Origin of the sequence: Vibrio sp. 10N.222.52.C12 (assembly GCF_041474215.1) — a bacterium.
GTDB classification, from domain to species: domain Bacteria; phylum Pseudomonadota; class Gammaproteobacteria; order Enterobacterales; family Vibrionaceae; genus Vibrio; species Vibrio crassostreae_C.
In genome coordinates, this window is sequence record NZ_JBFRTR010000095.1 from 26667 (window position 1) to 44351 (window position 17685).

25 protein-coding genes are annotated in these 17685 nt (G+C 46.6%); 2 read left to right on the plus strand and 23 right to left on the minus strand.

Annotated features, from left to right (window positions below):
• Nucleotides 1-18 precede the first annotated feature (18 nt).
• The 11 genes from AB4623_RS17030 to AB4623_RS17080 all read right to left on the minus strand — a co-directional run bounded on the left by AB4623_RS17030 (nt 19) and on the right by AB4623_RS17080 (nt 6394).
• On the minus strand, nt 19-222 hold the full coding sequence (locus AB4623_RS17030; protein ID WP_338064077.1) for a GpE family phage tail protein: 204 nt from the start codon (nt 220-222) through the stop codon (nt 19-21).
• On the minus strand, nt 171-455 hold the full coding sequence (locus AB4623_RS17035) for a phage tail assembly protein (protein WP_102258091.1): 285 nt from the start codon (nt 453-455) through the stop codon (nt 171-173). Before AB4623_RS17035 ends, AB4623_RS17030 begins: the two co-directional genes overlap by 52 nt.
• On the minus strand, nt 439-1182 hold the full coding sequence (gpM, locus tag AB4623_RS17040) for a phage terminase small subunit (RefSeq protein ID WP_372146952.1): 744 nt from the start codon (nt 1180-1182) through the stop codon (nt 439-441). Before gpM ends, AB4623_RS17035 begins: the two co-directional genes overlap by 17 nt.
• An 11-nt stretch (nt 1183-1193) precedes the next feature.
• Complete coding sequence (locus AB4623_RS17045) at nt 1194-1559, minus strand: phage tail tube protein (RefSeq protein WP_372146953.1); 366 nt, start codon at nt 1557-1559, stop codon at nt 1194-1196.
• Nucleotides 1560-1562: 3 nt separating this feature from the next.
• Nucleotides 1563-2699, minus strand: coding sequence for a phage tail sheath subtilisin-like domain-containing protein (locus AB4623_RS17050; RefSeq protein WP_372146955.1), 1137 nt, complete (start codon nt 2697-2699; stop codon nt 1563-1565).
• A complete protein-coding gene (locus AB4623_RS17055; protein WP_372146957.1) occupies nt 2699-2914 on the minus strand; it encodes a DUF2635 domain-containing protein in 216 nt (71 codons plus the stop codon). The genes AB4623_RS17050 and AB4623_RS17055 overlap by 1 nt, the downstream gene beginning before the upstream one ends.
• Nucleotides 2914-3453 (minus strand): phage virion morphogenesis protein, encoded by a 540-nt coding sequence (locus tag AB4623_RS17060; protein WP_372146958.1) that lies wholly within the window; start codon nt 3451-3453, stop codon nt 2914-2916. The genes AB4623_RS17055 and AB4623_RS17060 overlap by 1 nt, the downstream gene beginning before the upstream one ends.
• Nucleotides 3450-3914, minus strand: coding sequence for a phage tail protein (locus AB4623_RS17065; protein ID WP_372086907.1), 465 nt, complete (start codon nt 3912-3914; stop codon nt 3450-3452). The genes AB4623_RS17060 and AB4623_RS17065 overlap by 4 nt, the downstream gene beginning before the upstream one ends.
• Nucleotides 3914-4363 carry a head completion/stabilization protein gene (locus tag AB4623_RS17070; RefSeq protein WP_372086906.1) on the minus strand — a complete coding sequence of 150 codons (450 nt, stop codon included), beginning with the start codon at nt 4361-4363 and terminating at the stop codon, nt 3914-3916. Before AB4623_RS17070 ends, AB4623_RS17065 begins: the two co-directional genes overlap by 1 nt.
• 121 nt (nt 4364-4484) lie before the next feature.
• On the minus strand, nt 4485-5519 hold the full coding sequence (locus AB4623_RS17075; protein WP_372146960.1) for a phage major capsid protein, P2 family: 1035 nt from the start codon (nt 5517-5519) through the stop codon (nt 4485-4487).
• 47 nt (nt 5520-5566) lie between these two features.
• On the minus strand, nt 5567-6394 hold the full coding sequence (locus AB4623_RS17080; RefSeq protein WP_372146962.1) for a GPO family capsid scaffolding protein: 828 nt from the start codon (nt 6392-6394) through the stop codon (nt 5567-5569).
• Nucleotides 6395-6528: 134 nt separating this feature from the next.
• Here AB4623_RS17080 and AB4623_RS17085 point away from each other — a divergent pair, with 134 nt between their 5' ends.
• Together AB4623_RS17085 and AB4623_RS17090 are read left to right on the plus strand one after the other, a co-directional pair.
• Entirely contained in the window at nt 6529-8280 is a 1752-nt protein-coding gene (locus AB4623_RS17085; protein ID WP_372146963.1) for a terminase large subunit domain-containing protein, read from the plus strand.
• A gap of 21 nt (nt 8281-8301) precedes the next feature.
• Nucleotides 8302-9270 carry a phage portal protein gene (locus tag AB4623_RS17090; RefSeq protein WP_372146965.1) on the plus strand — a complete coding sequence of 323 codons (969 nt, stop codon included), beginning with the start codon at nt 8302-8304 and terminating at the stop codon, nt 9268-9270.
• Between the two features lie 57 nt (nt 9271-9327).
• On the opposite strand, the gene AB4623_RS17095 is transcribed toward AB4623_RS17090, so the two are convergent.
• The 12 genes from AB4623_RS17095 to AB4623_RS17150 all read right to left on the minus strand — a co-directional run bounded on the left by AB4623_RS17095 (nt 9328) and on the right by AB4623_RS17150 (nt 17663).
• A complete protein-coding gene (locus tag AB4623_RS17095; protein WP_016785374.1) occupies nt 9328-9579 on the minus strand; it encodes a hypothetical protein in 252 nt (83 codons plus the stop codon).
• Complete coding sequence (locus AB4623_RS17100) at nt 9570-9800, minus strand: hypothetical protein (RefSeq protein WP_102561736.1); 231 nt, start codon at nt 9798-9800, stop codon at nt 9570-9572. Before AB4623_RS17100 ends, AB4623_RS17095 begins: the two co-directional genes overlap by 10 nt.
• A gap of 9 nt (nt 9801-9809) precedes the next feature.
• Nucleotides 9810-10232, minus strand: a complete 423-nt coding sequence (locus tag AB4623_RS17105; RefSeq protein WP_372146967.1) for a glycoside hydrolase family protein — start codon at nt 10230-10232, stop codon at nt 9810-9812.
• Between the two features lie 127 nt (nt 10233-10359).
• Nucleotides 10360-10902, minus strand: a complete 543-nt coding sequence (locus tag AB4623_RS17110; protein ID WP_372146969.1) for a hypothetical protein — start codon at nt 10900-10902, stop codon at nt 10360-10362.
• A complete protein-coding gene (locus tag AB4623_RS17115) occupies nt 10902-11879 on the minus strand; it encodes a hypothetical protein (protein ID WP_372146971.1) in 978 nt (325 codons plus the stop codon). Before AB4623_RS17115 ends, AB4623_RS17110 begins: the two co-directional genes overlap by 1 nt.
• On the minus strand, nt 11876-12406 hold the full coding sequence (locus AB4623_RS17120) for a hypothetical protein (RefSeq protein ID WP_372086899.1): 531 nt from the start codon (nt 12404-12406) through the stop codon (nt 11876-11878). Before AB4623_RS17120 ends, AB4623_RS17115 begins: the two co-directional genes overlap by 4 nt.
• Complete coding sequence (locus AB4623_RS17125) at nt 12388-13431, minus strand: baseplate J/gp47 family protein (RefSeq protein WP_372146973.1); 1044 nt, start codon at nt 13429-13431, stop codon at nt 12388-12390. Before AB4623_RS17125 ends, AB4623_RS17120 begins: the two co-directional genes overlap by 19 nt.
• A complete protein-coding gene (locus tag AB4623_RS17130; protein WP_102561718.1) occupies nt 13428-13829 on the minus strand; it encodes a phage GP46 family protein in 402 nt (133 codons plus the stop codon). The genes AB4623_RS17125 and AB4623_RS17130 overlap by 4 nt, the downstream gene beginning before the upstream one ends.
• Nucleotides 13826-14425, minus strand: coding sequence for a phage baseplate assembly protein V (locus AB4623_RS17135; RefSeq protein WP_372065511.1), 600 nt, complete (start codon nt 14423-14425; stop codon nt 13826-13828). Before AB4623_RS17135 ends, AB4623_RS17130 begins: the two co-directional genes overlap by 4 nt.
• Entirely contained in the window at nt 14418-15356 is a 939-nt protein-coding gene (locus AB4623_RS17140) for a phage tail protein (RefSeq protein WP_372146975.1), read from the minus strand. Before AB4623_RS17140 ends, AB4623_RS17135 begins: the two co-directional genes overlap by 8 nt.
• Complete coding sequence (locus AB4623_RS17145) at nt 15353-16543, minus strand: DNA circularization N-terminal domain-containing protein (RefSeq protein WP_372146977.1); 1191 nt, start codon at nt 16541-16543, stop codon at nt 15353-15355. Before AB4623_RS17145 ends, AB4623_RS17140 begins: the two co-directional genes overlap by 4 nt.
• A gap of 262 nt (nt 16544-16805) precedes the next feature.
• On the minus strand, nt 16806-17663 hold the full coding sequence (locus AB4623_RS17150; RefSeq protein WP_372146979.1) for a restriction endonuclease: 858 nt from the start codon (nt 17661-17663) through the stop codon (nt 16806-16808).
• Between the last annotated feature and the right edge of the window lie 22 nt (nt 17664-17685).

A 17685-nucleotide genomic window follows, 5' to 3' on the forward strand; every position in this document is an offset into this window, starting at 1 on the left:
GATATAAAAAAAGAGAGCTTATTCGCTCTCTTGTGGTGTTTGTTCGTGCCTTTGTCTGGCCAGCTCTCGAAACAGTAATAGATCGTCGTAGCTGAGTTTGTCTATTTCGCTTGGCGGCCAATGGAACACAAGGGCGATATCTGCGTAATAGTCTTCAACTCGATCTATAACTATTCCGTCGCGACGAAAAAAGAGGCAAGCGTCGTGAGCAATGGCGCCCAGTTCTCTGGAGGCATGTTGATAATGTCACGCTCGTTCAAGCAAGAGATTCGAGGTAATAGGGTTTGTCCTGCTTCAAACTTCATTCCGCACACATCTATCAAGCTCAACCCTCGCAAATGGCCAGAGTGTGGCTTACTGATATCAATATGCGTAAGCGCTTTGCCGTCTTTTTCAATAGGCGAGGCCAGTTCAGCGACCTTGATTTGTGACTCGTCTTTAATGGGGTTGGTCATAACCAAGCTCCTTTTGTAATGCTTCTAGTTTCTTCTTCACGCCGCCTTTTTGTGGGTCTAGCTTCATTACTAGCTCAAACAGGTTGTGCGCCTTTTCTTTTTCGCCAGCTTCAAGGTGCCAGTCACCGACTAGGCGGAACATCTTCACTTTAAGTGGGGCGTTGGTAGCAAGCTCACCCGCCAGTAAATCATTTACGGCTTTATGCAGGTATTCGCGCTTGTACTCTTTGTTGTCGGTGTGCGCTTTGTGCGTGTACTTAAACACGTAATCACAGAAGCCCGTTTGACCGTTCACTTTAAAATTAGCCGGTGTTTCTAATCCACCATCAATGGCCGCTCGAAAGTCGTCGTGGATCTCTTCAAACTTGCCAAGGTCAAAGTGCCACATATAAAAGCACCACATCACATCAAGGTTGCCGTAGTCGCCTTTGTGAGTAACCAGTAATTTTTTAACCAGTGGGCGGTACTTGTTAATGAGCTCTTGTTTGTACGGGTCTTTCTCTTTCGAACCAGACAAGGTGCGCAAACGGCTTTGGTCTTGCTTAAACACGTTCTGTGTTTCTTCCCAGGGCTTATCAGCAAAAGCAGTGCGAACGGATTGGCTCAATGCAGCCCCGTTCATTGCGCCAACATCGTTGAGAAGGTCGACACTGTCGGTAGCTTCCAAGGTTTCAACCGTTAATGGTTTTTCCTTCAGTGCCTCTCGTTTCATCAGTATGGATATCATGGTATTTCTCCTTACTGCGGGATGATCTCGTCACCGTTGAAGACTACTTCAAGCTGACCATCTTTTACCGCTACGCTAAGTGGGTCGACTGTCCATGCGCCTTTCAAGGTGTATGCGCGGCTCGTGTTCGTTTCTAGGGTGATGTCCTCACCCACAAAATCAGCAATGGCTTTCTCATCGGTGTCTTGAGCGTGAATGATGGTGCACTTGATGAAAGGCGCATCTGAGAACTGTTCAGAGAAACCCAATACGCCATCGTCACCCATGATGGTTTCGCGCTTCATGTTGCCCATACCAAACTCAGCGCCTTCTTTAAGGGGAAGGCGACCCAATGAGCCTGCGTTAAGGACGGCACGGCTAGTAATTTTTGTTCCCATGACTTACTTCCTAAATTGAATTTTACCCGCAACGATAATCAAACCGTTCACGAACTGTGGTGAATCTTGGTAGTTGACGCGCTGCTTGTTGGTTTTATCAAGCTCGACAATGAGCGACTTTTTGTAGCCATCGAAATCTTGCACGATGCCTTGGTATTCCAGATCTCGATACAAGGTCAACAGTTTGGCCTTGAACATGGTCGGCGTAACAATCGGCTGACCTTTGGCGAACTTGGTGCCGTCTTTCGCAACTTTATGGCGAGGGTAGACACTTAAGATCAACGAGCGCTGTTTCTGACGGAAGTACATGGCGGTTGCAGGTGTCATTACATCGAGGTAACTGTTGTCTGTTACGCCAGCTGCGTTTTCGGTGTAAGCCGTCACGGCACGTTCAATTAACACTTCATTCGCTGAGTTCACCGTGTAGGTACTCAAGCCTTCATACAAAAAGAGGTTGCGTTCAGCCCAATCCCACTCTTGCGTTGCCAGTGAGTAAACACCGTTTAACTTGAGTGTTTGTAGCGGCCTGCAAGGGTCGATAGCCAATGACGGGGCGATTTGACCTACCCATGCACCAATGGCTTTGGCATCTGATAATGCTTGGTCTTTAGAGTCACCAAAGTTGTTGATTGGCAGGAAGTTGATTAACGGGCAGTTGCTCTTTGCTGAAAAGGTCACTAGCTCGGCGTGGGTGCTTTTTTTCGGTAGATACGCAATACCTGGCACTTGCTCTAATGCTGTATAACGATTTTCAAGAAAGGTACCCAATTCGCGAATGGTAGTGTCGTCATTCAATGAGCACATGATGTGGTGGTATTGCGTGTCACCTAGCGCGGCCAATGCACTTGCGATATCACCGCTACCCACGCTGATCGCGTAAATTGGCATGGTTTTATCTTGCTTACGGAAGTAGGTGACCATTTCCACGATGTCGCTACTCGCACCAAACGAGTCTGCCGCTTTTGTCTCATCCATACAAAGCGTGATTTTATTGTGAGCGACCTTTGCACCACTGACCGCATTACCGATCGCCAAGACGACTTGCAAGTCTTCTGCGCTGTTTGCCAGGCTATTATCAATTTCAATGTAGACACCGGGAACGCGAGCGGTGCTTGGTACTTCAGCAAAACCAATACTCATTATTTAGTTTCCTTCTTGGCTGTGGGCTTGGCTGTTTTGTCGATATCCACGACACTTTCTTCAGCGAATCGACGTAGCCAGTAAGCGTTGCGAGGCTTTTCTTCACCTGCTGCTTTCAATGGCTCTCGGGTAATCGGGTCTTTCACGATTAAGCCTTTAGTGGCGGGCTTAATCTTGAAGGTGGGTACTTTGGGTTTCTCTACTTGTTTATCCATTACGCTGCATCCTCTAGTGCAAAGTGTTCCGCTGCCATGGCGAGTAGCTCTCGCTCTAGAGCAGGTGTCCAACCAATGAAGGTTCGTTTGGGCATTTGATAATTGCGCTTGGTTCTCACGCCGCCTGTCCATTGACCTGTTTTGTTGTTGTAGTGGCCATTAACGCGAGTCGTGAATGACACTTGAGAGCCTTGGTTGTGCTCTTGGCCGATGCGACCTGCGACGCCTTTTAGGCCAATCTCAAAGCTATCTTCTGTTACGTGAGTTCTTAATGCCTTACCAAAACCGAGCAGCATGTTTTTATTGTTAACGGTGTTCTGCGCTTGAGTGCCATCCCATAGTTGGGTTGTCTTTCGCCGCGTTCGGCCTTGGTACGGGTTATTGTCTATATCTCGCTGAGCGCGAATTTGCTGACGAAAGAACTGCCGTGCTCGGTTGGCCATTCGTTTATTCAGCTCAAACTTATCACTGGCCGTAAGCACTAAACTTTCCACAACTTGAGTCAGTTGTTCAGGCGTCGCGAGTGTTAATTCACTCATGGCAAATCATCTAAGTGGCCGACAAAGTGGACCAATTCACCGAGTTGGTCTTCATCGGCTCGCGCTTCAAAACCACTGACACATTCATAACGGGTATCACCTTGCTTCCAATTTCCTTGTTCGCTTTCTTGAAGGTCGAACTCTTCGCGTACATCAATTTTCAGCTTGAGGTCAAACACACCGTTGTCGAGAGGCTCTAGCGCGAACGTCGGCATGGGTAAGCCTTTTTCTGCTCGCTCTGGGTCGAACTTATTAAGCCAGCTGACTAAATGCATAAACAAAACTTGCGGCTCTAACTTGGCGCTTTGCAAAAAAACGATTGCGGTGTATTCAATTTCAAACCCATCGACAAAAGCACCTTGTCCACAAAATAAAGCGCCATCCTCTGCCCACACATCCATTTTGGCCGCATCTGTCACATGGCTTTTGAATAAATCCGTTAAGCTTTGCAGTGCTTTCATTACACTCTCTCGAAGCAGTAGGTTTCTTCTGCGTGAATTAGTATGTCTACCGCTTGGCGGTACTGGACTTCGCACTCTTCTTTCTTACTGGTGAGCGCTTCTTGTCTGTCTGCCGCATCGGCGGTGGCATCACCACTCATTTGCACGCTAATCAGTTGAGCGGCGGTTAATGCGAACACAGCCTGCTTGTAAAGTGTTTCGGCCGAGTCATTATCACCAAAGCGCTTTTGGGATAACGCCGTCAAACTAGCAAAAGGCACTAAGGTGTCTTTAAGCTCGGAATGCACTTTGATGCGTGACACCTTCGCGTGATGCAGAATGCCTGCCTCTGTCTCATTGCTTTGGAAATGGTACAGAGACTGAAACTCTGAAATGTTCAGTACTGGGTATTTGCTCGTTGCTGGCAACTGAGATTGATACGTTTTGTTTTTGTTGCCGACAAATTCCATGATTTATCCTTGTTGGGTTAGGGAATGCAGGCCGACAATCGCGAATAACAGTTAGCACCAAAGCGCACCTGAAATAACAATAGAGCCTGCATTGAGGGGGTGTTAGTGTTTAGCGCTTGGCTTAATGCCAGGCATTGTTAATCCAAAGCTTCACGTTTTTGAATTCGATCGCGGCGGCTTTACCTAGCTCTTCAATCACGTAAGCCATATTCATCGACTCAAAGTTTTCAATTTGGTCTTTTTCATCGTTCTTCTTACCTGTAGAGCGGCGAATAGACCCTTCTTGAATGTAAATGGACAGGTTGTCGTAACTGGTGACCATGATGCCCGTAGAAGGGAAACCTGGTACTTTCACAGCAGGCAAACCGCCATAAGTACCGATGACTTGCAGCTCTTGGATTTTGCCTTTCTCGCTTGGCGTGTTGCCGTGCGCTTCGTAGAACTTGGCTTTGTCGTAAGCAAGCAGATCAGAACCGATGATGGCTACAAGGTTTGAATCGTTTTCACACGCGTCGTGCAATAGGTTTCTAGTTTCAAGTACCGCTAGGTCAAGGTTGATAAAGTCACCACCTGGGCCAATACGCACTTCACCTGGTGTCTTACCTTGCTTGATAAGTCGCGCCGTGTTGTGGTCACGCATGCCTTGGAGCCAACCTTTGTTTACGTCTTCACCGTTTGGATTCGCGCTTGCATTGGTGTTAGCAGCAACGCTTTCGCCATACCAACCGATAGTAATTTTGTTCGCATCAATCTGTTCACGAGTCGCTTTACTTAGCAAGGTGTTGAAGTTTTTATGATGCGCCCATGCATCTACTTTTGCGTAACGTAGCGCAGTATCAAAGTTCACTTGCTCACACATGTAAGGCATTGCCCCCATGCTTGAATGATCTTTAGGTGTGCGTTTGCCTGCACCAGAAGTATCGGTACGACTGGCAATCATGCCTGTCACACCAAGGCCAATGGATTCACCTTTTTGGTTTTTCACCGAGATGATGTTGATTTTTTTGAGGAACCAGTTGCTTTCTCGGATAGCCTCGATAATGCGCTGAGTACCATTAGGGCTCACGTTGAATTTCTCTGTTGCATCATCAACATCGTTTTGAGCGGCTACCGCTTTCACGTAAGCGCTGAGTTTTGTTTTTGTATGCTGTTGCATGTCTATTACCTAATCTAAAACGTTATGGATTGAGGACGTATCAACACTTATAAATAAGTATTGTCGTCAGCACCTTCGCCGGCTAACTGACGCTGCTCTTCATCGGTTAGCTTGCTGAGCTTTTCGATTTGACCTGTTAGGCTTTCTACCTGTGACGAAAGAGTCTCGACTTGACCTTTCAGCTCAGTCACTTCAGCACCTTCTTCGACTTCAGGTTCTTGCGGCTGACCATTGGTGTTGAGCTTTTCAACTTGCTCACTTAACTGGCTTAGTTGCTGCTGATTCTCTTTGCCTTGCTCAATGCTTTGCTTGAGTAGCTCTTCAAGTTCTTTACTCATGTCGTCTTCTTCCTGTTGTTGTGAGAGCTGCTCAAGTTCACCTTCGCCCTTAAGCCAGCGTTTAAATGTATGGAACATCGAGGCTTCTTCCTCGGTGCTTTTCGATAGTTGTTCTGGAATGATTTGAAAGTTCGTTGGGACGCACGCTTTATCTTTGCTGTTGGCAGACAGTTGAATCTGCGTCGTACCTAATGATGCAGGCTCATCAGTAAGAGCCAATCCGGTCAGATATGCTTTCCCTGTATCAGCAAACTTTTCATAGAACTCACATGAGGTATGTAAAAGCTGTCCTTGTTCAGCCATACGCAAAAGCATTGAATTTGGTTTCAGTACCGCGAATAGCTTGTCTTCTTTCTTTTCGACAGAGAGGACAGAGCCGTACTTGTTACTCCATGGGTAATGGTCTGCATTAATTCGAGCTGTATAGACGTCTGGGCTGTAGGTTTCTGCGATCTCATCAATGATTTTTTGCTCAATGACTCGACCATCAATGGTTGCTCCTGCCTGTAAAATACAAATTAGCTCTGATTGGAACATGCCTAAACTCTCCTAAATTCGATGATTCCAATTTACCCAATGCCTCCGCCTTTTTGTATTTGTCCTAGTTCTAAACGCTTGATATAGAAATCGTTCAAGCTGAGTAATCACAAGCGCTGTAGCACTATGCAAACATGGAAAATAATGTTGTTAGCGAACCGCTATATACCGCCGACCAAACGAAAGCTTTGGGACTGTTTTTACGCCAACGTAAGCCTGCTGAAATTGCAGAAGCGGTTAGCGTAGCCACACGCACGGTTCAAAAATGGATAACTCAGTTTGATTGGAAAACGCTGAGGGATGACGCGCCCGTCGAATTAATGATGAGACAGCGCATTGCTTACTTGATGTGGGTTGACCAAAAGCTTGAGAGCCAAGAGCGTGAGCTCAAGATGTTGCTCGAACAGCAATTCAAACGTGATGAAGCAGAGCAAAGACGCAACCGACCAGCTGGCCGAAGTGATGGTGAGCAAAAGCGTGGGCGTAAGTCGAATAAGGTGAAGAACGATGTTTCCCACATCACCAAAGAGATGTTGGATGAGTATCGCGAGAAAACCTTTTTCGAATACCAAAAGGAAATTCACGGCCATAAACAAAACGATGAGATCAATGAAGTGCGCTTTTATCTTAAATCGCGCCAGATTGGTCTTACGTTCTATTTTGCCTTTGAAGCGTTTGAAGATGCGGTGCTGACTGGCGACAACCAGGTGTTTATCTCTGCGTCGAAAAAGCAGTCTTATATCTTCAAGAACTACATTCGACAGTTCGCGATTGAGATTGGTGGCATTGACCTAAAAGGTAAGGACGACATCGAGTTAAGCAACGGTGCAAAGCTTGGTTTTATGTCGACCAACGTGGCGACCTCTCAAGGCTTTAACGGCCACATGTATTGGGATGAAGTGTTTTGGATCCCTCGCTTTGCTGAATTGGATGATTATGCAGGCGGTATGTCGATTCAGGCGCAGTTCCGCACCACTTACATTTCAACCCCTTCCACCATGGCCCATGAAGCCTACCCGAAATGGCAAGGCAAGAAAGAGCACGGCATTGATATTAGCCACAAGGCACTTAAAGCCGGCGCTTTAGGCGTTGATTTTATCTTCCGTCAAATGATCACGGTTGATGATGCGATTAGGAAGGGCGCGACCTTCTTCAACATGGATAAGCTTAAGCGTAAGTATCCGGTTAAAGAGATTTTCGACAACCTACTACGTTGTAAGTTTTTGGATGACAGCGCTTCGTTCTTCTCATTGAAAGCACTACTGGCCTGTAAGGCCGATACGTCACTGTGGAAAGATGTCGACCACGACAAAGCAAGACCCGTGGGCAACGCAGAAGTTTTGGTTGGTTATGACCCAAGAGGTGGCGGAACGGGTGAAAGTGCCGATGATGCAGGCCTTGTGGTGGCGTTAAAGCCTAAGCGCAAAGGCGGCGTGTTCCGACTGATTGAGCGAGTGCGCCTTAAAGGCTCTAGCTATGAGCAACAGGCTGACACGATTCGCAGCATTACCGATAAATACAATGTGGTGTACATGGCGATGGATACCAGTGGCGTAGGCTCTGCGGTTGCTGAGCTTGTTCGCAAGTTTTATCCCGCTTTGGTTGAGTTGGATTACTCACCCGAAGTAAAACGATTGATGGCGTACAAATCACGAGAAATCATTAACAGTGGCCGCTTACAATTTGAAGCGGAGTGGGATGATCTCGTTCACTCGTTCTTAATGATTCGCCAGCAAACCACCAAAGTAAGTAACCAAATTACCTTTACTTCCAACCGCAGCAAAATAGGCTCTCATGCGGATTTAGCCTGGGCGTCTATGCACGTTCTGCGTTGGGAGCCGATTGATATTAATAACGACACCGACACCACTGTCGAGTTCTTCTAGCCTAATTTTTGGAGAGACCAAGTGATAGAGATTGAATTTTCTAAACCCGTGAGCGTGATGAACAGCGACATTCTCAGTTATTTAGAAGTGGCGTTGGTTGATGGTTTATACGAACCACCGATCGCCTTAGATACGCTAGCCAAAGCACTGCGCACCAACCCGATGCATTCGAGTGCGATTGAGTTTAAGCGCAATACGTTAATGCATGCCATTGCGCTGAGTGGATTGCTCTCACGCCAAGATGCAAAGCGCTTTATTCAAGACTACCTCACTTTTGGTGGGGCTCACCTGCAGGTGATTCGGGATTATAGAGGTTTAGGCGAAGTCGTTAAGCTCAAGCACTTACCGACACTTTACATGCGTAGGCGTGAAGACTTGGGATGGTCGTATAAGCCAAGAGCTTACGATGATGATGGCCGTATTGACTACAAACATAACCAAGTGTTCTATTTGGGTGACTATGACGTTGCTCAAGAACTGTATGGTTTGCCGAGTCACATTAGCTCTTTGACCTCTATTTGGCTGAGCGATGATTCGACCTTGTTTCGTCGCCAGTACTACCGTAACGGTAACCATGCAGGTTACTTGCTGTATATGAACGAGCCTTCGATGACTGAGAAGCAAGAAAAGGCAATCAAGAAGCAGCTACAAGCTCAAGAAGGCATGGCGTTTAAAAACCTGTTTGTGAATTCCAAAGGTAAAGACACCAAAGCCCCAGAGCTCAAGCCAATTGGTCAGGTGGAAGCCAAAGACTCTTACAAAGAAGTGAAGAACCAAACCATGAACGAGGTGCTTTCAGTTCACCGTGTGCCAATCGAGTTGATGAGCATTCGACGCGAGAGTATTACGTCACTGGATTTGAATAAGGTGGATTGGCTGTTCCACAAGAATGAGCTGCTACCGTTGATTGATATGATGCAAGAGCTGAATGATTTTGTGGGGCAGGAGGTGATAATGCCAAATGAATATAAAAAGTTGGATGCGGCATAACCGCAAGAATAACGCGAAGTACAAACAAAAATACCGCCCATTGTGAGGCGGTATTTTTTATGCGGCTTCCTTACCTTGGAGTAAGGTGTGTAGGCGGTCGAACTCTTTCACCATGCTACGTTCTATTCTGTCGCCTAGCTCTTTGACATCATCTTTGGTAGCGTAGGTTTCCGCTACGTGAGTCTTGTGCTCACCAAGCTCTTTCGATAGCCGAAACAGGTAACCAATCAGTAAGCTAAGGATAAGGGTGACAAAGGTACAAAACGCTATCACTGCATTAAGCCAGTTCGGATCTATTGTCATTCCCATTGTTCGACCTCTTTGAGTTTTTTACCTTTCAGTGAATGGATAATGTCATTCACTGTTTCTTGTGTGACATCGTTCGTTGTGAGGGTTTTAAGCTTCTCTAGGCCCCAAATTACAAGACGAGAGGCGAAGCGCTCAAGAATCACTTTCCATGCGACTTGTAAGATTAAGCCTTTCAGCACTTCCCATAGGGTTTTACCTAAAATTCCGGTAATAAAGTTCATAACCATTCCTTACTTTTGTGTTGGTTCAGTTCCATAACGCATCATGTCGCTGAGTGTTTGAGAGCGGTTACCCACCTGTCTTGCCCAGCGACTGTTTAACATTTCATTAGCGGCCGCCTGCCAAGCTTGCTGTTCAATGAGAGCAATGGTCTTTTTGAATTTCTGAAAACGTGGCAAGCCCATATTGAAGATCATGTCGACAATTACAGCCTGGCGAACTTCATTCAGAGCACTGAAGAAAGGTAAGGTTTGAGCCTGTTCAATCACTTCGTCAATATTGTGCTGAAGTAGCTGTTCGGCTTCTTCTAGGGTAATGCCGTTGTCACTAAGGTTGCGGCCATAACCGATGGTGAGTTTTCCTATGCTGCATCGATACGGCTTAAGCCGAAGACCTTCATGCTTCTTAATCAGTGTTGTGGCTAACGTTTCCATACTGGCGACCTAATGTAATGAACTAGGCTTAGTTTACCGTGGTGGTTAAGTGGCGGATATTGGGGCGAATTCTAGATGGAAAATGTAGAAAACCCAGCGTGATAGCTGGGTTTGAATAGGGTTGGGGTTAGTTGGTAGGCGGTGTTGGCCAAGGGTGCTCTGCTTGGATCTTTGCTCTCGCCGCTAAGGCTTGAGCCTCGCTAATGTCGGCCTCTGCTTTGTTGCCGCTTAATCGTTTGATTTGAGCTTCTGCAATTAGTGGGTCACACATACGAGAATAAAGCTGTCGTCTTATCTCGTCAGTGATGTTGTATTCGGCAACGTACTTGTTGCTTTGGTTGGTGACCCAAGCGTTGTTAATCCACTCATCCCATTGAGTTACTGGCTCGTCTTTTGTGTAGTCGCCTGTGATTAAAGACGCATCATCAAAGTCTTTGGTTTTATGAGTCTGCTTATGATAAGCCGTAACCTCAATAAACTTAGGTTCTACCGCCCACGTTTGGCTTTGCTCATCAAACTTGGCTTGTTCGGTTTCTGAATCGAACTCTGGAACTTCAATGAACGTGGCTAGCTGCGGCAATAGATAATCTTCATAACCATCAATTTTATGGACTGGGCGCTGACCGATGTATTCAAATGTATCGCAATCGTAGAAATAGGCTGTTTTCATTACATCCATCCTCTGTGAATTTTGGCAGCGTAGTTGATTGAGTGAGGGCGGTTTTCGTTTGCGGTAGGGACTGATCTACTTGCATCAAAATAAAAGTTGTTATACTTACCTTGACTGGATACATGGCTAGGGCCTCCGAAACTTTTAGTGGAAGGTTCTGTTAACTGGAAAACACCATTCCCCGCGTCAAACGAACCATCACCATACGCCCCTGAAATTAAACCTTGCATGTTACGAATAGCATCACCCTGATACGTACCATGCGCCACACCTGCTGGAGTCGCACGTGTGTAAGCCCCGACTAAGTGGGGGTTAGGTCTGGTGAATGTGGTTGAACCATCACCGGTTCCCCAATACGCTGCGTATTTTTTCTTATCTGAATCTTTCGTAGCTTGGCTTATCAACAAGCCCGTCCGTTGAGCATGAGCCCAAAGCTGTGCATCGGTTGCTCTTGATAGGATACCTCCATCTAAATCCACCCATCCAGCTCGCGGGTTTGGGTCGTCAAAGTGTTCAATCTCACCGCAACGCAGTGCTAACAGCTCCTTTTTTAACTTAGAGAAATGAAGCCCCAACAACTCCGTTTCTGTCACGTACTGATTGTGCTTAAAAATGACCTGCCCAGCTTGCCCCGAAACCGCAGCTTTTAGCGTGACCATGCCGCCGATGCCTCTTGCCAAGGCAATCACTGGGGTTTGGCAATCCACGATTGATTGGTCTGAGGTATCTATAATCTTGATTTGATAGAGGTACTCATTGAAGTGCGTTTCAATCGGTAGGTTGAACACAAACGTCAGTACGCCATTGTCATCGTAATAACTGGCTTCGATTGTGTCTGTATGGAAAACGGACAAGCTCGCAGTTGGCGCGTTGTGGGTTAATGCTCCAATCAGCTGAAACTTTTTCGCGGTCTGTTTTAGGTTACTTTTGAGAATGCTGATCCCGTGCTGAGTTGGGATACCTTGCAGCGTGCTCATACGATGTCTCCTATTTCAAGTTGCCAAGTTATGGCGGTGCAGCACAGAAAAGGGGCTTCAGCATCTAATTCAAGCTGAGAGCTAAACTCTGGCTTCATGGTTAAGGCCGTAGCCAGTTCAAATTGTGTCTTTGCATCAAACGGATAAATCCAATGAAACTCGGTGTGCGGCAGTCGTTTTTCTTCTAGCGCTTTAAAAGCTGCGTCATTGTTGTAACTGAACAGGTTTATCTTGATGAGGTTTGGATTCGCTCTTTCATCAAACACCACACCTTGGGAGCCCATCGTCATCAAGAGCCGTTGATAGTCTGAAATCTTCCAACCAAACTGCTGCTCTTCAAACTCGGTTAATAGCGACAGTTCAATATCGTCATGGGTTTGCTTGAAGTCTTTGGCCATGCCTTTGATGGTGTTGGCCAGCTCGACGTTCTCGGTGTCTTGCCAATATTCGCCTTTAGGTAATAGCCCACGGTAGGCGTTTTCAAAATCACCGGCACTGTAGTTAATAATTAAGTCGGCGGTGTCCACGTTACGCCTCCTAGTACATGTATCTGGTTTTTATCAATGGCGACCTCACCAATAGGGGATCGAACAATGAAGTTGTTGGTCACGGTTGAAGTGGTTAATACAATTTCAGTGTTGGTGATCGATTCCGGCTTTTGGGTTACCGGGTCGATTTTGCCCATTTTCCCTTTCACAAGATTCTCCAGTGCGGTGACTACATCATTACGTATGGCTTGGTCTTGAATGCCTTGTATCTCGATGTTGAGTGGCACTTGGTTCGGTAGATGAGCGATTGGGTGACAACCTGCCAGTCGATTTCGCTCAAAGGTGTCTTGCACTAACTTGACCACTCCTGCGCTTAAGGTCGGGTTGTTTTCTCGCGCACCGATATACACTTCCACCATGCCTCGCTGTGGGGTGTTGTCGAGCGCCCAGGCAAAGTCCACATCGGAGTGAGCAGACACGGCCCAGGCTTGGTAATCTTCTGATTTACCGATGAGCTCGTTCTTCTCAAACGCTACGATCACTCTTGAACGCCAGTGCTTGAGTTCTTCAATGTTCGCGCCACCTGTCACGCCTTGTGAAACCACACGGTTTGGATCAATTCCGCTGAGCCCTTTGCTTAGCGTCAGTATTGCGCCTGCAGGTAAGTTGCTATCAATACCCGATTTAAGCGCGATGACTTCGACCGGAGCATTGCTGTATTGTTCTTTGGTGGTTTCATACTCGTGATTGGCATGCGTTAAGCGGGTGCCTTTTTTGATCACCACCGTTCCGCCAAGCTCTGTGAACTGCACTCGACCCGTTGCGAATGTTGGCAGTAGTCGAGGGGCTTTATGGCGATTGGCGTGTAGGTATAACCACTCTTCAGAGCAAGTCTCTGGATGCAGCTGCCTGAACAGCAAATCTTGATAACCATATTGCCCATAGCTGACACCCGCAATGGCAGCGGCTATCCCTTTGGTTGCTGGGTTGTTTTGCCCTGTCGCAGACACCAGATTGGCTTCTGCGCGAGCTATCAAATCATCTAGGCTTCGTTGTGTACTCATTGGTTAACCTTTGAAAGTGGAACATCGAACTGAGAGCCATCGGTTAGGGTGATCATCACATTGCGACCCATTTGGGTTGGCTTCTCTCGCCATACTGAAACTTCAACTGCTTTGGCGTGGCCGTCGGTAATGAGCCAAGCGAGTGACTCTTCACAAAACCGTTTAGCAAGGCTTAATGTTTCGTCGGTGAGCTTTGCTCGCTTGAGTGTCCAGTCACGAGAGCCGACCACGTTTATCAACTCATTGCTCCAAGTGCCGCCACGCTCATTGCTTGCCATACGGGCGCGATCGTTTTGAGTCGATTCGGCATAGTTGTAAACACTCTGAAGCACAGCATGGGTTAATCCTTCTTTAGAGCTGAGTGGTGCTGTCAGGGCGGTTAAATTGAAATGACTCATCCTTTATTTGGCCCCTTGGTTGTTCTGTTTGTCCCGTCGTCTTTGTAGTCGTGGTCGTGTTTCTCGACTTTCACTCCGCCGAACGTACCGGATGAACCACCCACAGAACCGGTGACATCAACGTTCTTTGTTACTTTCAGATTACCGCCGATTTCTACATCACCAGAAAACTTGGACTTAGGTGCAGTAACGTTCACGGCCGTTGCGTTCACTGTGGTCTCTTGTGCCGATATGACTTCTAACTTTGCGCAGGCGTTTATCTTGATGCCTTGTTGCGTGAAATGAACAAGGTTGCCTTTGTCATCAAGTATCGCGACTTCACCAGGCTGCAACTCTATTTGGTGACGTTCGTCTTCAACGTTCACGGTGATGCCGCGAGATGTGGTTCCACCAATGAACAGGTTGTAAGTTTTCGCCCCTGGTAATGGATGGCTCATAAACCCGTAGTTGTGCACCCGTTTTATCTTGTCGTTAGTTCGTCCTGTCGCGGTTTTGATTTGTAATCGGCCAGTGGTTGCACCTGTGACAGTGCCGGTGCCAATCACGTTTTTGATTCTGGCCATTAATCGCTGTTGCTGCTGCAGAGCACTAGACATAGCTTTGCTCCTTAAACGGCCTAAAAAGTTCAACCGATGTTTCTGTAGAGCTTTCAGACACTGATAGGCCAAGCGACTTGATCACCAACATCTCACTGAAGCTTTGCTCTTGGTCAGCGACTCGAATTACTCGGTTTAAGCCATCAATGGCTAACTCAGGGAATATGTCGGCAATCGAGGTTGATGCTGTCAGGCTTTGTGCAATGGCGAGGTTGCGCTCATATTTAGCACGAGACAGGCAAGCTTCACGGTTTTGTAATTGGTCACAGGTGATCACCATGGTGCGTGAGCTCTCGATGTTTGGATTGATGACCTGTGCGCTTGCGTCATCCCACTGGCCTTGCACATCAATGGTGTGAAATTGCTGATTGAAGGTGCGCTTGATGTTCAGGCTGTCGATGTTGTTGCCCGTTTCTAGACCGATGTTACTGATAGTTGCATGCGCGGTGTTTTCAATGATCAACACGCCATTGCGCTCAACCAACATAAAGCCTTGCTCTCGAATCAATTGCGCCACGTTCTCTACGGGTGATTCTGCATTTATCTGAAACTCAGGGATGACCGGCATACTCTTCACCAGGCTTTTCACTTTCAAACCAAATGGCTTGGCGATATGACGAAGTAACTCTTCCACGTTCAAGTTATAAAGTGCATCCATCGTGATGCGTGAATCAATCATGTTGGCACTCTTCGAGCGGCCAGAAATGGAAACAGCGTGAGCGCTTGAATCGGTATTGGAATCCACACCATCAACCTGACCAATCAGAATCGACTTGTCGTTAAGGAAGAACTCGACCGATAACGGGCTTTCAATACTCATAGGCTCAATTGAGCAACTGAACGTGTGGGCCAGCTGTTCAATGGAGTAGTTGAGATTCGCTTGATAGAAGGCTCTCGGCTTGCCATCAATGTGCATCGTTAGCGTGTTCATGACACATCCCTCACTGCAATGTCACCACGAATGAATAGCGGGTGCTGCAGTGCATTCATTTTCGTGATGACTTTTTCTTGAGTGAACTCATCGTGCGCAATCGTCAGCGCAGATTGAAAGCGTGGTGACTGCACCGTTCTATGGGGCGCAGTACCGCTGACCACCTTATCTTGCTGAACCTTCACATTGCTTTTCAATGTCGAGACTGCGTCGAACAGCTCAATGCTTTCAAGCGTCGACACCTGGGTGGTGTCTTTGATGCGCTCTTCGATACCGACAATCAAAGTAGACAGATCATTCTTGATGGTTTCAGGCTGCTTAGCCGATTGCGTAATATCAAAGCGGTCGCCTTTCTCTAGGTGCGTGATGTCTTTGTTCATCTTCACCGCGCCCGTCACCATTTGTACATTGTGGTGCTGAGTTGGCGTGTCCGGTCTGACTTCATTTAACAGCAAAGCTTGAGCACTGCGCGAGTTGTCTACCGATTCATTACTTGAATTAGGCTCAGCTTGAACACCATCGGCGACCGCATTCACTGACGTAGAAAATAGATCAGCAAACTCAGTTGGGTTGGTGCTGAGGCTACTCACTGCCGAAAATGCTTTATTGATGGCGTAGTTAATGTCTTGAAGGTTTTCATCTTCGAGGTTCAAACGGTTGGTGATGTCGACCAACACGTTCAATGCGCTGGTGACATCACTCTGAACCCTGTGAATGTCCGATACATCCAAGCCGTTTACTTCTGTTACGAAAGAACGTTTCGACAAGCTCTCGACTATGTTGGCCTGCGTTTTTGTACGAACTGAAGTAGGAGCAATGATTGATGGGGAAGAGCCAGCGCGAGCAAACTTCAGACTCAGCGTGACCATGCCTTTCTTGGTACTGATGCTTTGAGATACGTCTTCAAAGACAAGCGGCAGCTCACCCAACCAAGGATGCTCTAGCTCGCCAGTTGGTGTTGCTTCTAGGTTTTCAATGAGGGCATTAGCATCGGCCAGAGAACTGGAACCCACAAACACCGCTTCAATCGTGTAAGTTCGGGCTTTTGTTCCCATGACTTTGATGTGTGGTAGGTCAGAGTAGGGGATTTCGCTGACTTGCAAGCGCTTACCACCATCAAAGGCGGTCGATAGGATGTTGAGCTTAAGCCCATTCCATCTAGCGTGCTCGTACTGTCGTTCCCACATCAAAAAGCCACCAACTACAGAAGAAAATCAGAATTAGGCAGCGAGAATAAAATTAGTGATGGAGTAGGGCGCTCAGGCCCTGTTCGGACTCACCCACCCCTCCACACCAAAATTCCACACTGCAATTATGCGATCTTAGAACCGCATTTCATTTCGGTAGTTGTATTGGAACACAGCCCCCGATGTATCTACATCGAGGGCTGTTTTAGATGGGGGATTTAGAGATCGTCGGAGATCGTTTTTGTGCGTTTTTGGGAATTAATCAGTTGGGTAACTTTTCTTCCTTAATACCACCTCTTTTTAAGACGGTTTTCTTTATACCTCGGTTTATATACTCAATTACGCCATCTAGTTCTTTAGAGAAATCGATGAGCATTTCTATGGCGTGCGATTTAGGGACGCTGTAATTTATTCGATACGCCTTTAGCTTCAATGCCTCTTTCTTATGTAGAAGCCACCCGTCAAACATAACCGTATCTTCATAATCACCATATTCTCGGCTATCTAATGGCTTCAATGTACTTGCCAGTTCCAACAAGCTCATATTTGAATGCTCATTCTGCAAAAACATTTCATTATTCAGGCCAATCAGTTGTGAGTTCTCTGGGAAGCCATCGGGGAATTCACACTCAGCCCATTCTTTATCTATCATGGGCATAAACGAAGTAATAATTGGAGGACTTATAACGTGCACTTGAATGCCAACTTGTTTAATTAGCGGTATACCATCATGTGCTACCCAGTCTGCATCCGACTGCTCTCTTACAACTAACAGTTCAATGTTATGTTGTTTTGCTTTTATTTCGGCACCAGATTGGTAGCCCATTGTTGTTGCGTATACTGGAATTAGTTGGGGTAAATCTGATAACTTTCCCACAAAAGCATCTATTAGTCCGACCTGAATCGTACTACTGTAGTGCTTACATTCGATAACGGTTTCATATGTAATACCAGCCAGTTCATATTTCCAATAGAGGTCGAACTCTCGTTCTATTCCGGCGTTATCAATGATCTTTTTGTTCTTTTCAACGGTAATGTTTTTTTGTTGTAAGTAAGGTTCTGAGTGAATCATTGCTTGTTGAAGCCTTTGAACAAAGCTTTCGTATTCTTTCCAGTTCATAATTACTGCCTTAAGATATTAC

Coding starts and splice junctions, on each gene's coding strand:
- AB4623_RS17070 (WP_372086906.1), bottom strand. CDS start 4,363: ATGGAATTTGTCGGCAACAAAAACAAAACGTATCAATCTCAGTTGCCA.
- AB4623_RS17055 (WP_372146957.1), bottom strand. CDS start 2,914: ATGGATAAACAAGTAGAGAAACCCAAAGTACCCACCTTCAAGATTAAG.
- AB4623_RS17115 (WP_372146971.1), bottom strand. CDS start 11,879: ATGAGCACGCTGCAAGGTATCCCAACTCAGCACGGGATCAGCATTCTC.
- AB4623_RS17105 (WP_372146967.1), bottom strand. CDS start 10,232: ATGGAAACGTTAGCCACAACACTGATTAAGAAGCATGAAGGTCTTCGG.
- AB4623_RS17125 (WP_372146973.1), bottom strand. CDS start 13,431: ATGAGTACACAACGAAGCCTAGATGATTTGATAGCTCGCGCAGAAGCC.
- AB4623_RS17045 (WP_372146953.1), bottom strand. CDS start 1,559: ATGGGAACAAAAATTACTAGCCGTGCCGTCCTTAACGCAGGCTCATTG.
- AB4623_RS17050 (WP_372146955.1), bottom strand. CDS start 2,699: ATGAGTATTGGTTTTGCTGAAGTACCAAGCACCGCTCGCGTTCCCGGT.
- AB4623_RS17060 (WP_372146958.1), bottom strand. CDS start 3,453: ATGAGTGAATTAACACTCGCGACGCCTGAACAACTGACTCAAGTTGTG.
- AB4623_RS17140 (WP_372146975.1), bottom strand. CDS start 15,356: ATGAACACGCTAACGATGCACATTGATGGCAAGCCGAGAGCCTTCTAT.
- AB4623_RS17100 (WP_102561736.1), bottom strand. CDS start 9,800: ATGAACTTTATTACCGGAATTTTAGGTAAAACCCTATGGGAAGTGCTG.
- AB4623_RS17095 (WP_016785374.1), bottom strand. CDS start 9,579: ATGGGAATGACAATAGATCCGAACTGGCTTAATGCAGTGATAGCGTTT.
- AB4623_RS17150 (WP_372146979.1), bottom strand. CDS start 17,663: ATGAACTGGAAAGAATACGAAAGCTTTGTTCAAAGGCTTCAACAAGCA.
- AB4623_RS17145 (WP_372146977.1), bottom strand. CDS start 16,543: ATGTGGGAACGACAGTACGAGCACGCTAGATGGAATGGGCTTAAGCTC.
- AB4623_RS17035 (WP_102258091.1), bottom strand. CDS start 455: ATGACCAACCCCATTAAAGACGAGTCACAAATCAAGGTCGCTGAACTG.
- AB4623_RS17085 (WP_372146963.1), top strand. CDS start 6,529: ATGGAAAATAATGTTGTTAGCGAACCGCTATATACCGCCGACCAAACG.
- AB4623_RS17080 (WP_372146962.1), bottom strand. CDS start 6,394: ATGTTCCAATCAGAGCTAATTTGTATTTTACAGGCAGGAGCAACCATT.
- AB4623_RS17110 (WP_372146969.1), bottom strand. CDS start 10,902: ATGAAAACAGCCTATTTCTACGATTGCGATACATTTGAATACATCGGT.
- AB4623_RS17065 (WP_372086907.1), bottom strand. CDS start 3,914: ATGAAAGCACTGCAAAGCTTAACGGATTTATTCAAAAGCCATGTGACA.
- AB4623_RS17135 (WP_372065511.1), bottom strand. CDS start 14,425: ATGTCTAGTGCTCTGCAGCAGCAACAGCGATTAATGGCCAGAATCAAA.
- AB4623_RS17130 (WP_102561718.1), bottom strand. CDS start 13,829: ATGAGTCATTTCAATTTAACCGCCCTGACAGCACCACTCAGCTCTAAA.
- gpM (WP_372146952.1), bottom strand. CDS start 1,182: ATGATATCCATACTGATGAAACGAGAGGCACTGAAGGAAAAACCATTA.
- AB4623_RS17075 (WP_372146960.1), bottom strand. CDS start 5,519: ATGCAACAGCATACAAAAACAAAACTCAGCGCTTACGTGAAAGCGGTA.